This is a genomic window from Bradyrhizobium sp. SHOUNA76 (genome assembly GCF_023006445.1).
Taxonomy (GTDB): domain Bacteria; phylum Pseudomonadota; class Alphaproteobacteria; order Rhizobiales; family Xanthobacteraceae; genus Bradyrhizobium.
The window spans coordinates 19,687-32,371 of sequence record NZ_JALBHA010000031.1; the positions used below are offsets into that span (position 1 = coordinate 19,687).

Here is a 12,685-nt window from a genome sequence, read left to right on the forward strand (position 1 = left end):
GGGTTTGAATCGCCGGGGTCTTGAGGAGAGCGCCGGGCGGTTCGACCCGTTCCTGCTCTCCGAAAGAAATCCCATGACCGAATCTCTCGCCGGCGGCGCTGCCGCTGCGCCGCTCTCGATGCGTGCCGCTGCAACTATCACCTCCGCTGCGATCAGGGCTGCGCGACAGCTCCTGACCGATCTCGAACGCGGCCGGCGCATCGATGCCGCGGTCGTGCGTGGCGCCATGGAGGCTGCCTTCGGCGCTTCGGACGCGGCCGGTGCCTGGAATTGGAAAACCGCCTATGACACCTGCGAGGCGGCCACCGTTCTATTCCTTCGCAAGTTCGGTCCGGCCATCCGGATCAAGGCTGGCTCAACGGCCGCGATGCTGCCGATGCTCGCGAAAATCGCGAGCTGTCTGCCGACCCATACGCGGCGTTCCGAGGACAGCCAGGCGCTTCAACAATTCTCGACGCCGATCCCGCTGGGGCTGGCCGCATGTACCGCGGCCGGCGTCACGCCGTCCGACCGGGTTTTGGAGCCCTCTGCGGGGACCGGCTTGCTCGCCATCTTTGCCGAGCTCGCCGGCGGCGCCCTGGTGTTGAACGAGCTCGCCGAGGCCCGCGCGGCGTTGCTCGATCAACTGTTTGCCAACGTTAAGGTGACGCAGTTCGACGCGGCCCAGATCGATGATCACCTCGATGCGGCCGTCATACCGAGCGTCGTCCTGATGAACCCGCCATTCTCGGCATTGGCGGACGTCGATCGGCGGATGGCGGATGCGGGGCTCCGGCACGTCGCCTCAGCCTTGGCGCGTCTTTGCGAGGGTGGGCGTCTCGTCGCCATTACCGGCGCCAGCCTCGCGCCGGAGAATCCGGCATGGCGAGATGCTTTCGTTCGTATCCAGGAGCGCGGGCAGGTCGTGTTTTCTGCCGCCATCGACGGCGCGGTCTACGCGAAACACGGAACGCAGACCGACACAAGGCTGCTCGTGATCGACAAGCGGCCTGCCACAGATCCGAAGGTCTTTGCGGCTTCGCTGGGCATGGCGGGGGATGTCGCTACCTTGCTCGGCTGGGTGAGCCAGCATGTGCCGCCGAGGCTGCCTGTCGCCACCCCTGTCGTGGCCGACGTCATCAGACGCCCCGCGACCTCGCGGCCGGTCGGCGCTTTTGCACCCAACCCGTCATCGCCTTCGCGAGACGGCGCGCCAGAGAGCGTCGAACTCACCTACGAGAGGGTCGAGTGGACACCTCCGGAAGGCGCTCGACTGACTGACGCGCTTTATGAGGAATACGCGCTGCAGGCGATCCGTATTCCGGATGCGCATGGGCATCCGACCAAACTCGTTCAGTCCGCCGCGATGGCCTCGGTCGCGCCGCCGAAGCCGTCTTACCGGCCACATCTGCTGGCCAAGCTTGTGGCGGATGGCATCCTGTCCGACGCCCAGCTTGAGAGCGTCATCTATGCCGGCGAGGCGCATTCCGAGTTTCTTGCGGGTTCCTGGACAGTGGATGCGACCTTTGATGTCGTGGCGGCTGCGCGCGACGATGCAGAAAATGCCGTCCGCTTCCGTCGTGGGTGGTTTCTGGGCGATGGGACCGGAGCGGGCAAGGGTCGGCAGGCCGCAGGCATCCTGCTCGACAACTGGCTGAAGGGCCGCCGCCGAGCGGTCTGGATCAGCAAATCCGACAAGCTGATCGAAGATGCCCGGCGCGATTGGTCCGCGCTCGGCATGGAGCGGTTGCTCGTGACGCCGCTGTCACGTTTCCGGCAGGGCACACCGATCCGGCTCGCGGAAGGTGTCCTATTCATCACCTACGCTACGCTGCGGACCGACGAGCGTGGCGAGAAGCTTTCGCGCGTGCGGCAGATCGTTGAATGGTTGGGCTCCGACTTCGACGGAGTGATCGTCTTCGACGAGAGCCACGCGATGCAGAACGCGGCAGGCCAGAAGGGCGAGCGCGGTGACCAAGCGGCCTCTCAGCAGGGCCGTGCGGGCCTCAGGCTCCAGCACGCCTTGCCGAATGCCCGCGTCGTCTATGTCTCCGCGACGGGCGCCACGACCGTACACAATCTGGCTTACGCCCAGCGGCTGGGATTGTGGGGTGGCGACGATTTCCCGTTTGCGACGCGGGCCGAGTTCGTCGAGGCGATCGAGGACGGCGGCGTTGCGGCCATGGAGGTGCTCGCGCGCGACCTCAAGGCGCTCGGCCTCTACGCGGCCCGTTCGCTCTCTTACGAGGGCGTCGCGTACGAACTCGTCGAGCACCAGCTTACGTCCGAGCAGATTCGCATCTACGACACCTATGCAGGTTCGTTCAGCATCATCCACAACAACCTCGACGCGGCAATGCGAGCCGCCAACATCACCGGCGAAACCGGAACGCTGAACGGCCAGGCGAAATCAGCGGCGCGATCTGCCTTTGAAGGCGTGAAGCAGCGCTTCTTTGGCCACCTCCTGACCTCGATGAAGACGCCATCCTTGATCCGCTCGATTGAACGCGACCTTGAGGCGGGCCACGCCGCGGTCATCCAGATCGTCTCGACCGGGGAGGCGCTGATGGAGCGCCGGCTGGCCGAGATACCAACGGAGGACTGGGGCGACGTCCAGGTCGATATTACCCCACGCGAGTATGTGCTCGATTATCTCGCCCATTCCTTTCCGGTCCAGCTCTACGAGCCGTTCACCGACCAGGAGGGTAATCTCTGCTCCCGGCCTGTCTATCGTGACGGCCAACCGGTCGAGAGCCGGGACGCCGTCGCCCGCCGCGACCGCCTCATCGAGAAGCTCGCCTCGCTGCCGCCGGTCCCGGGCGCGCTGGACCAGGTGATCCAGCGCTTCGGAACCGATTTGGTCGCGGAGGTGACCGGCCGTTCGCGACGCATCGTTCGCAAGGGCGACCGGCTGGTGGTCGAAAGCCGGGCCGGTTCGGCCAACCTCGCCGAGACCTCGGCCTTCATGGACGACGTCAAGCGGATCCTTGTGTTCTCCGACGCGGGCGGCACGGGCAGGAGCTACCATGCCGAGCTGTCAGCGCGGAATCGCCGCCTGCGGGTCCACTATCTGCTCGAGCCCGGCTGGAAGGCGGACGCCGCGATCCAGGGCCTCGGCCGGACGAACCGGACCAACCAGGCACAGCCGCCGCTGTTTCGTCCCATCGCGACCGACGTGAAGGCCGAAAAGCGCTTTCTCAGCACCATTGCCCGCCGGCTCGATACATTGGGCGCCATCACGCGCGGCCAGCGCCAGACCGGAGGGCAGGGCTTGTTCCGGCCTGAGGACAACCTCGAAAGCCAGTACAGCCGTGATGCGTTGCGCCAGCTCTACACCCTCGTGGCGCGCGGCAAGGTCGAGGGCTGCTCGCTCGAGCGGTTCGAGGATGCGACCGGCCTGAAGCTGACCGATACCAACGGGCTCAGGGATGACCTGCCGCCGATTACGACTTTCCTGAACCGGTTGCTGGCGCTCACGATCGATCTTCAGAATATCCTGTTCACCGTCTTCGAGCAGCTATTGACCGCTCGGATCGAAGGCGCGGTTGCCTCGGGAAGTTATGACGTTGGACTGGAAACGCTCCGCGCCGAGAGCTTTGTCGTCACCGACCGGCGCACGATTTACGTTCATCCCGGCACTGGCGCCGAGACCCGGCTTGTCACGATTGCCCAGCGCCAGCGTAATCATCCCGTGAGCCTGGATGACGCCCTCGGTCGTCTTTCCGATCCTCGCGCAATCCTGTTGATCAATGAGCGCTCCGGACGAGCTGCGGTGCAGGTGCCAGCTCCGAGCTTCATGCTTGATGACGGTGAGATCGAGCAGCGCGCCCGCCTGATCCGGCCGGCGGAGCAGCATCGCGCTCCCTTGAAGATGATGGCGGAAAGCCATTGGGTCGAGACGGACCGTAAACGCTTCGCCGCGGCCTGGCTGGCGGAGCTTGCCGAGATCCCAGCGTTCACGGAAAGTGCGATCCACGTCGTGGCCGGCTTGCTGCTGCCGATCTGGAAGCGGCTGCCGAACGAATCGACCCGCGTCTATCGGCTCCAGACCGACGTGGGCGAGCAGATCATCGGCCGCAAGGTCTCGGCCACCTGGGTCGCAAACGTCCTTGCGGCTGATGCGCCGGCGTTGACGCCGGACGCTGCCTTTGCCGCGCTCAAGGCGGGGCGGACCATCCTCGAGCTTGCGGAGGGGCTCCAGCTTCGCCGCGTCCGTGTGATGAGCGTACACCGCATCGAGCTGTCGGGTTTCAACGACACGATGCGCGATCGCTTGCGGGCCTACGGCCTCTTTGGAGAAATCATCTCTTGGAAGCTGCGCATGTTCGTGCCTACGGATGCGAGCGGTGTCGAGGTCTTGTCGAAGGTGCTCGATCGCTATCCGGTCGAGCGTGCCAGCGAGCGGGAGGCCGCCTGATGCCCCGCGATGCTTCCGAACTGGCGGGCCGCCTCGCGCGCGAGGCGGAGACGGTTTGTCGACACTATCTCTCCAATGGCAAGCGGGCGGGGCGGTACTGGGTGGTTGGCGACGTCCACAACACCAAGGGCCGCTCACTGTTCGTGCGGCTTCAGGACTCACCGAAGGGCCCGGCCGGCAAGTGGACCGATGCTGCGACCGGCGAGCATGGTGATCTCCTCGACATCATCCGCGAGAGCCTGGGCTTGCGAGACTTCCGCGAGGTCGCCGAGGAAGCGAGGCGGTTTCTGAGGCTGCCTCGTTCAGCGCAGCAATCGGCCCCGAAGCCTATTCGTTCGCTAGTTCCGACCGGGTCGCAGAAATCCGCCGCTCGGCTCTTTGCGATATCCAGCCCGATCGAGGGGACGGTGGCTGAAACGTACTTGCAGCGCCGCGGAATAACCCACGTCCACCATGGTGGCTCCCTACGCTTCCACCCACGTTGCTACTATCGGCCGGACGACCATCTGCCGACCGAGACCTGGCCGACGATGATTGCCTGCGTCACGGACCTCGACGGACAGGTCACTGGCGTGCACCGCACCTGGCTCGATCCGGATGGCTTTGATCGCATTCGGCTCGGCAAGGCCCCGGTCGGCACACCGCGACGGGCCATGGGCGGCCTTCTCGGCAATGCCGTTCGCTTCGGCGCCGTAGACGACGTGCTCGCTGCCGGCGAGGGCATAGAGACCATGCTGTCCATACGCTGCGTGCTCCCGACGATGCCGATGGCCGCGGCGCTTTCGGCCAATCACCTCTCGGCCATCATGCTGCCGTCAAGCCTACGCCGGCTCTATATCGCCCGCGATGCCGATGCCGCCGGGGATGCGGTGCAGGACATTCTGACTCAGCGTGCAACGGACCTCGGCATTGAGGCGATCGCGCTGTCGCCTCGGTTGGGCGACTTCAACGAAGATCTCCATGTCTTCGGTCTCGATGCCCTCGAAGCGGCCTTGCGGTTCCAACTCGTGCCAGAGGACGTCGTTCGCTTCCTGCATTTACCCGACGGTGGCCGCGGAATAGGTCCCGGTCTTTGACCAACGTTGATAGGCCGGTCATAAGCGAGGCCAATGCCGGAAGAGGACGCGAGCTCGGCCTTCTAGAGGGCGATCGGACGGCAAGCGGCCCGGGCCGGCAATGGCTGCGTCCGGCTATTTTCCGCCGCGCGCCCGCGATGCGAAGACACATCATGCGGTTGGCCAGCGCGCTTTGCATCGCGAAGCAAAATAGCCGGCCTCCGCCATCCTCCGCTGTCGCTTCGGCCCCCGTCGGGTGCTGGCCCGTTCCGCCTGCCGTCAGAGGATCGCCACGAAGGCCGCGATGGTCGCGGCCGATCCGGCAAAGGACCTCTTCTCATGGCCGACCATGACGATATCGAATCGCCGCACGCCTCTTCTTCAACTGACCACGTCCTCACCGAATTACAGCTCTTCGGCTATCGTCCCTTCGATGACCAGCCCGATCCAAGACCGCTCCCGGAGGGCAAGATGATCGCCGGCGCCGTAGTCGATATCTTTGACGCCCTGGTTGCGACCTTGAATGACACGCGGCTTGAACCCGACCTGGACGATCTGCTCTGGTCGACAGTCAACCTGTTCCATCGTGCCGTCGACCGCATCGAACGCCAGCTCGACGACAACGAGCAGGCGCAGCACAAGAGCCAGCGCGAGCAGAACGGCTCGGAAGTGCGATCGGTCGAACTCGAGCGCCTGACGGCCGAAGGCATCTCACTGATCGAGCGTCGCAATTGCCTGGAATTGTTCCGGGATCAGGCCATCGAGCGATTTGAGGTCCACACCGGTTCGGCCTGGCGTCCTCGGTCGGGATCATTGGTCAATCACCGCACGCTAACCGCGGCAATGATCGACTCCCGTGACTTCATCGCAGCAAAACGCCGCGCCGAGACTGAGGTCATGTTGCCGCCGGGGCCGAAGATTGCACTCACTGGCGGGCTCGATTTCAACGATCATCACCTGATCTGGGATCGGCTCGACAAGGTTCATGCCAAGCATCCCGACATGGTCCTCCTCCATGGCGGCTCCCCGAAAGGCGCTGAACTGATCGCTGCGAAATGGGCGACCAATCGCAAGGTGCCTCAGATCGCCTTCAAGCCCGACTGGACGAAACATGCCAAGGCAGCCCCCTTCAAGCGCAACGACGCCATGCTCGAACTCCTGCCAATCGGCGTCGTGCATTTCCCGGGCACGGGAATTCAGGACAACTTCGCCGACAAAGCGAAGCGGCTCGGCATTCCCGTTTGGAGGTTCGGCGGCGCGTGAGCGCCGTCGTCTCGCCTCCGCGGTGTCAAAGCGGAGTTGCAGCTGCCCCAACTCCGCCTCGTTTCCGATTTGTATATTAAAACTCGCGCCGTGGTGGTGGTGGAAGGCGCGATTGATAAATCCATGCACATGGAGCCACCACCATGCTCGCGTTCGGGCTTGTTCTCAACATACTTGGTATCGGTCTGTTCTGCTGGGTGACCTTTGCGCTCGCAGTGTATGCCCTGCCGTTTTTCATCGCACTCAGTGCCGGGATCTTGGCATACCGTCATGGCGCGGGCGTCTTCGGCGCACTGCTTATCGGAATTGCTTCTGGCACGCTGACGCTTGCCGCGGGTCAGCTCGCCGTCGCCCTTAGTCGGTCCTTGATCTTGCGCGTTGTGATCGGAGCCGCATTCGCCGTCCCTGCGGCAATCGCTGGCTATCATGTGGTGTTTGGCCTATCGCAAATTGGGGTGCCTTCGCTTGCTTGGCGCGAGGTCTTCGCGAGCCTAGGTGCGGTTTGCATTGGCGGCACGGCATGGACGCGTTTGACCGTGTTTGCGGAGAACCGCCCGTCGGAGTCGGCCGGGGTGGTGGAGAATGCGCCTGAACCGGTTCTCAGAGCCGCCGCGCACGAGCGGTGAGGCTTCGTCGCCATCATCCGTCGAGCAAGACGGCACGGGGCGTCACGTTGAACGAGGGATCATCGAGCTTGAGCGAGAGGTAACTGCGCTCCCGCCTCGGGGCGCTTAAGCAAGCCGTACCGGTCTCTGTCTGGCCCACATAGCTGCAGTCGAGCGGCGCGCTGCGTCCGATCATTCTTTCCGGGACGATACCGCCCTTTGCGGCAAATTATTTCTCCTTCTGCGCCGAACCGTACCAACCCCTTGTTCAGCAGAACCGAGATTCGCCAGCTTTCTCCTTGAGATTATGGTTCAGCACGCGGACCACGTGACCTCTTTGATGGCTTGATCTGACCGAAGACCGGCTGCGCCTCGATCGTCTGAGCCGCAACGCCGTTGTTGCGACTTTCTTCCCCTGGGCTGCGCCCATTCCTCGCGAGGCAAGAAAGTCGCCGCAACGACGTCCTCCGCTGCGCTTCGGCCCGCGAGCGGGTGCGTCGCCGATCGTCCTCGGCCTCCAGATCGCCATCGAGGCCGCGATGGTCGCGGGCTCGAAGCACGACAGGAGAAGTGACATGGCTAACATCGGTTCTTTCAAGAAGGTCGGCAACGACTTCCAGGGCGAGATCGTCACCTTGAGCCTGCAGGCCAAGGGCGTCCGTATCGTCGCCGAGACCAACCGATCCAACGACAACGCTCCCAGCCACCGCATCTATGTGGGCCGGGCTGAGATCGGGGCAGCTTGGTCGAAGCGTTCCGAGGAGGGCCGCGACTACCTCTCGCTCAAGCTCGACGACCCCTCGTTCAACGCGCCGATCTACGCGAACCTGTTCGATGACGAAGCCGGCGAGGGCTACACCCTTCTGTGGTCGCGGCCGCGCAAGAACGGCGACTGAGAGCGCCGCTCCAGGCCCCGTCCGGTCCGCCGGGCGGGGCTTCCTCCTCCGGAGCAAGCGCTCCAGTCTCGGGCCGAGGCTGGAGCAAAGGCGCCATCAGACGATATCGTCCACGTTTCGGCTCACCCGGTGCCCTTCGAGCAGGAGCAGGAGTGTTTGCCCCGGCATTTCTTGTGACAGGGCGGCGCACTGTAGCGGCCATAGCTGCCGCTGAATCAGGATCGGCCCGGCCGGTGGCTCAAAGTCCTGCGGCTACAGAACTGGACGTAGATTGCGACGACCGCCGCGCCGCCCCATCCGTCAAGTCGACCGTCCGCCATGCCAGTGATCTGCGGCGTGACTGAATGCGCCTTGTGAGAATACTCAGGGGCGGCCTTGCGACCAGGCCTGACATGATGCGGTGGTGGAGGATGATTCACTTTCCGCGAAGTCGCGCGCGCCTTCTTAAGGAGCGCACCGCCTCTACGCGCGGCTGCCGAATTCGCGGGTGCGTAGAAGGTTGGTATCGGATATTGGGCGCTCTCGCCGCGCAATTACATCACCCAACAAGGCGCTCGAAATCGCCTATATCAGGAGAGCTATTAACGTTTTGTTTACCAGATCTTGGCGGTCTCGATTCGGTGCGCAAAGGCCACTTCGCACACCGATTTGGCGCGTGCCGAGTCGCCTCGGAGTCAATCGGACTGGCCGTAAATTTAGCCGGATAAGGGGGCCCCGACTCATCCTATAGGTCTGGCCTTGTGCAAACGCGCGCGCATTATGGAGCCGATGATGGCGGACCCGTTCAGAGCATTTCCCGAACCGCAGGCGGTGGCGCTGAGGCGTATTTGTCTCGCCCGAGCCGCTGTTTGCCTATCGGCGCTGTCCTCGACGGCGGTGCTATTGTCCAAGGTAATGCCCTCCGTGATCGGCGGGCTCAACTGAGGCGAAGGGCGCAATTCGTAGGCAGGCTTGCGCGTCCCGCATCGAACCATCCCCAAATGAAAAGCCGGACCGATTGCGCAAAACCACGCACGTAGTCCGGCTTTAATCATCGGCGTTGAACGCCTCCGCCAAAGCGACGGGATGCGATTACGAGTGAGGTTGAAAAATCGCGGTGGACGCCCTGGTTGGAGGCGAGGCAGGTCAGGAAAAGACCTACTTCTTTTTCTTCGTGGCTTTTTTCGCTGTCGTCTTCTTCGCTTTTTTCGCGGTGGTCTTCTTCGCTTTCTTGGCCATGAGCCCTCCGTCAATCCATGAAGCAAAATCAATCAATGTGCAGACCTTGGAATCGGCAAGCACGGTCGAGACTGTAACATCGAATTTGCCGGATTGACATTGAGACGCGAAGCTCGCGCTGGTTCAGGTTTTCAAATCGCTGCTCCCGTTGTTTGGAAGCCGAGCTCGCGCATGGGCAAGCGCATGGTCCTCACGACTAGCCTTCCGATGTCCGCATGTCTCTCGTTGGAGTTCGTGACCGGGCAAGCACGCGATGAACCGTCGTCTGTTGCGCCACTGGGATCGGGGTCGGGCCGGAATCGCCGAGGGCGGCCGAGCATCTTTTCAGCCTGTCCCTTCTCGGTTGCCTGGCCAGCCATAGCGCCAATCGTCTTTGCCCTGATCCGGTCCGGTGGACTGGCGTCAGACCGTCCCGCGAGAGCGGCTCGCCGGGGGCCGCGCTCTTGCCTCATTTGGCCGGAACGATCTGGAAAAGCACTTTGCTGGGGCGCAATTTGAATCCTTCGGTGAGTTCGACGCCTGGTCGCTCCGACGATCGGGCCGCTTCCTGCGGTCGCGCCGATTATGGTGGCTGCGATTGGGCATGGGAGTTCTTGCGACGGAATGCGGACTACATCGCTGACTGGCGAAGCTCCGTACCCCAGCAATTACCCTGCATCACGCTGCGCGACGGGACCAAGCTATTGCGGCTCAGGCGACGGTTCCCGCGAGCCGAGAAGTGGGGACTACACGCGTTTGCCGATCCAAAACTCTGCGCTCACAAGGCAAATGTGTTCTGGCATGCCAAGGCTTTGAAGCAGGTGGTAAGGTTGAATGCGAAGGGGCCGACCGAAGGCGACGAGGCGAGAGTGCGTCGGCTCGCCGACTTCAACGCAGATCGGCAGGCGGTCATCAATGCCGACGGCGTCCCGCTGGTCATGATGAAGCGCAATGGCATTTGTGTCCCCCTCGAAATCAGCGGCCTTTCCAACCTGACAGCGCCGTTTGTCCCGGTCATTGAACTGCATGACCTCGACGATCTCTCAGCTCAGACCGAACTCCTGAAGCGACTGCAACGCTTCACCGAGGCCGATTTTAGAGCGATTCAAAAGCCTTTTGCGAGCGACGAACGACTTCATCACGCCCTCGTCGCGCTCGACGAGTGCCTGAAGGGCAAGACATACCGACAGATCGCAATTGCGATCTTCGGAGAGAAGAAAGTTGCTGAGGATTGGCATGGACATAGTCAATTCTTGCGTGATCGCACCCGGCGCCTCGTTGCCAAGGGCACCGAATTGATGAAGGGCGGCTATCGAGATCTTCTGGGCTGATCGAATTTTCCGTTCTCTTTTTGACGAATTTTGCTCGCGCGGGATGGCGAAACAGAAGCTTCCATCTTCGCCACTCCCCAAAACGCCTGCGATCTGACGACGCTTCTTCTCGCATTCTCTGATTGTGCTGAGTGCGGGAAGGAAAAGTTGGATGACGAAAACTGACGACAAGGAGCCGGACAAGCCGTTCCTCAACACGGTGGAGGCGGCCGCCTGGCTGCGGCTGACCAAGAACACGCTTGAGAAGATGCGGGTACAGGGCCGGGGACCCGCCTACCGCAAGCACGGACGCTATGTCCGCTATCACATCGAAGACCTCGTCGAATGGTCGCATGCGAACAAGAGGAGGTCGACCTCCGATGCGGATTGATCGCACGAGACTGTGGCGGCAGGCCACCACTCTGTCGGCCATGTGCGCCGGCATCGTCACCCTTCTGATGTCATCCGCGCCCGCGGTGCCGCTGCTGATCTACAATGCCACCGGCAGCGCGCCACTCGGCTTCTACTATCTGGAGCAGCGACTGCCGGCGCGCGGTGAGCTCGCGGTCTTCAAGCCGCCCCCTGGGATCGAACTCCTCATCATCGCGCACGAGATCTTGCCCGTCCCTGTGCCCCTTTTGAAGCGGGTGGAGGCAATCGGCGGAGACGAGATCTGCCGGGCCAAGGCGCCGATCGGCACGATCTCCATCAATGGCAAGGTCACCGCCGAGGTGCTCGAGAAGGACCGGGAAGGGCGGCCGCTGCCGGCCTGGGAGGGCTGTATGAGGCTGGTGGAGGGAGAATATTTCCTGCTGCAGCCGCACCCGCATTCGTTCGACTCCCGATATTTCGGCCCGGTGCTGCGGTGCGATATCCTGGGTGTCGCGCGGCCGATCTGGACGTGGAATCCGGATCTTTGACATCAAGAACCACAGGCGCGTGCGCGTCCGAAAAGGGCGCGCACGAGCTTTGCGCGCGCCCGCCACATCTGTCAGCAGAGAGTCGCGGCGCGCACGAAGCAAGCTCATGCATCGAGATCAACGGCCGGAAGGAAAGTAAGGGTCGGCCGGCTGCACACCGGTCAGCTCGTGATATCAGCCGTCAGTTTCCAGGTTCGCTGGCGCCCCGTGACGGACATACATGCAGTTTGCATTCGAAACGCTGCAACACGATCGTGACGCTAAGACTTTCGGGTTTGCTACTAAAGGACCCTCGCTCACGCGGGCAAGAGTTCGAGAGGAGTGCGATATTAACGTGCTCATAGCATTTGGGCGATGCCTTCGGCCCGCGCTCTACTCGTCGCTTCGCTCCTCACCGAGCCACCCTACGGGTGTCTCGGCCCTTCGGGTAACGATCGCTATCGCAAACGCTCGCAAACAGTGGTGGCTTCGCAAGTCAACTGCCAAGTCGCGACGGCTCTTTCGCAATGAATCGGCCACCAGCCGACGTGTTCGGGCAGGCACTTTTGAACGATCTACCGCAATGACCCGAGCTGCATTTTGTCGCAAATCGCCGCGAGTACTGAAAGTCTGTTGGCTTGGAAGTTGGACCTTGGGCACCAGCGACCGGACCACGACGAGGGAAGGCGGGAGGGCAAGATAAAAGCATTGGCTCTTGAGGGCACTTAAGCCGTTGTCTGCACATCCAAGATTTGGCGCTCTCCGTATCTTCGTTGTCACCATGTTCGACCCAACGCAATGGCGAACTTGGGCAATTGCGTCTGCGTCTTGGCGAACGCCCCTCGGCTTCACATATCGCCGGCTCATTCAAACGTCGGACGCCGGCCATGCGAGAAATCGACGACGAATTCGAAGTGAAGCTTGGACGGATCGGCAACCGCAGGGACCGGAGGGCGACGAGCTATCTTCGACGTGTCCGCCAGGAGGTGGCCAAAGCTGGCGCCGGTGCGCGGACGGCCTCGTCGTTCAGCGGCGGCCGCATCGGCCGCGGCCGCGCGCAAGGC

At 62.8% G+C, this 12,685-nt stretch carries 10 protein-coding genes; 9 read left to right on the plus strand and 1 reads right to left on the minus strand.

Translation table 11 applies throughout. The annotated features are described in order from the left end of the window. Positions 1–73: 73 nt before the first annotated feature. From MOV74_RS06980 to MOV74_RS07020, 9 genes are all read left to right on the plus strand, one after another. On the plus strand, positions 74–4,396 hold the full coding sequence (locus MOV74_RS06980; RefSeq protein ID WP_246919359.1) for a bifunctional class I SAM-dependent methyltransferase/DEAD/DEAH box helicase: 4,323 nt from the start codon (positions 74–76) through the stop codon (positions 4,394–4,396). Next, the gene (locus MOV74_RS06985) at positions 4,396–5,472 is read left to right on the plus strand and encodes a toprim domain-containing protein (protein WP_246919362.1); all 1,077 of its coding nucleotides are present in this window, start codon (positions 4,396–4,398) and stop codon (positions 5,470–5,472) included. The genes MOV74_RS06980 and MOV74_RS06985 overlap by 1 nt, the downstream gene beginning before the upstream one ends. 318 nt (positions 5,473–5,790) lie before the next feature. Continuing rightward, positions 5,791–6,714: a DUF2493 domain-containing protein gene (locus tag MOV74_RS06990; RefSeq protein WP_246919365.1), complete on the plus strand. Its 924-nt coding sequence runs from the start codon at positions 5,791–5,793 to the stop codon at positions 6,712–6,714. A 143-nt stretch (positions 6,715–6,857) separates the two neighbouring features. Then, a complete protein-coding gene (locus MOV74_RS06995) occupies positions 6,858–7,340 on the plus strand; it encodes a hypothetical protein (RefSeq protein ID WP_246919370.1) in 483 nt (160 codons plus the stop codon). A gap of 554 nt (positions 7,341–7,894) precedes the next feature. Continuing rightward, positions 7,895–8,215 (plus strand): DUF736 domain-containing protein, encoded by a 321-nt coding sequence (locus tag MOV74_RS07000; protein ID WP_246919373.1) that lies wholly within the window; start codon positions 7,895–7,897, stop codon positions 8,213–8,215. A gap of 1,096 nt (positions 8,216–9,311) precedes the next feature. Then, positions 9,312–9,530, plus strand: coding sequence for a hypothetical protein (locus MOV74_RS07005; protein WP_246919375.1), 219 nt, complete (start codon positions 9,312–9,314; stop codon positions 9,528–9,530). Between the two features lie 346 nt (positions 9,531–9,876). Beyond that, positions 9,877–10,743 carry a DUF2285 domain-containing protein gene (locus tag MOV74_RS07010; protein ID WP_246919378.1) on the plus strand — a complete coding sequence of 289 codons (867 nt, stop codon included), beginning with the start codon at positions 9,877–9,879 and terminating at the stop codon, positions 10,741–10,743. Between the two features lie 151 nt (positions 10,744–10,894). Further along, positions 10,895–11,113, plus strand: coding sequence for a helix-turn-helix domain-containing protein (locus tag MOV74_RS07015; RefSeq protein ID WP_246919381.1), 219 nt, complete (start codon positions 10,895–10,897; stop codon positions 11,111–11,113). Then, positions 11,103–11,642, plus strand: a complete 540-nt coding sequence (locus tag MOV74_RS07020; protein ID WP_246919384.1) for a S26 family signal peptidase — start codon at positions 11,103–11,105, stop codon at positions 11,640–11,642. The genes MOV74_RS07015 and MOV74_RS07020 overlap by 11 nt, the downstream gene beginning before the upstream one ends. A gap of 842 nt (positions 11,643–12,484) precedes the next feature. On the opposite strand, the gene MOV74_RS07025 is transcribed toward MOV74_RS07020, so the two are convergent. Further along, on the minus strand, positions 12,485–12,685 hold a 201-nt coding region (locus tag MOV74_RS07025), incomplete at its 5' end, for a hypothetical protein (RefSeq protein WP_246919387.1).